Source organism: Ensifer adhaerens (assembly GCF_002940685.1).
In the GTDB taxonomy this organism is placed as follows: Bacteria; Pseudomonadota; Alphaproteobacteria; order Rhizobiales; family Rhizobiaceae; genus Ensifer; species Ensifer adhaerens_E.
This window is the reverse complement of the sequence record NZ_PNFP01000069.1, coordinates 1-765: the sequence shown is the minus strand read 5'-3', so window position 1 is coordinate 765 and position 765 is coordinate 1. Positions and strand designations below refer to the sequence as shown.

General features: G+C 54.5%; 1 pseudogene. It reads right to left on the bottom strand.

Annotation, left to right across the window (positions count from 1 at the left end):
* Positions 1 to 575: 575 nt before the first annotated feature.
* Positions 576 to 662 (bottom strand): annotated as a pseudogene (locus C1A35_RS35650) (IS1 family transposase); the annotation flags it as partial.
* Between the last annotated feature and the right edge of the window lie 103 nt (positions 663 to 765).

Here is a 765-nt window from a genome sequence, read left to right as displayed (position 1 = left end):
GTCTTTCCGGGTTGGACTCAAGACGATAGTTACCGGATAAGGCGCAGCGGTCGGACTGAACGGGGGGTTCGTGCATACAGTCCAGCTTGGAGCGAACTGCCTACCCGGAACTGAGTGTCAGGCGTGGAATGAGACAAACGCGGCCATAACAGCGGAATGACACCGGTAAACCGAAAGGCAGGAACAGGAGAGCGCACGAGGGAGCCGCCAGGGGGAAACGCCTGGTATCTTTATAGTCCTGTCGGGTTTCGCCACCACTGATTTGAGCGTCAGATTTCGTGATGCTTGTCAGGGGGGCGGAGCCTATGGAAAAACGGCTTTGCCGCGGCCCTCTCACTTCCCTGTTAAGTATCTTCCTGGCATCTTCCAGGAAATCTCCGCCCCGTTCGTAAGCCATTTCCGCTCGCCGCAGTCGAACGACCGAGCGTAGCGAGTCAGTGAGCGAGGAAGCGGAATATATCCTGTATCACATATTCTGCTGACGCACCGGTGCAGCCTTTTTTCTCCTGCCACATGAAGCACTTCACTGACACCCTCATCAGTGCCAACATAGTAAGCCAGTATACACTCCGCTAGCGCTGATGTCCGGCGGTGCTTTTGCCGTTACGCACCACCCCGTCAGTAGCTGAACAGGAGGGACAGCTGATAGAAACAGAAGCCACTGGAGCACCTCAAAAACACCATCATACACTAAATCAGTAAGTTGGCAGCATCACCTTCCCCATAATGATATTAAGCGTTTTCTGATCGGGCAACCCCACGGAG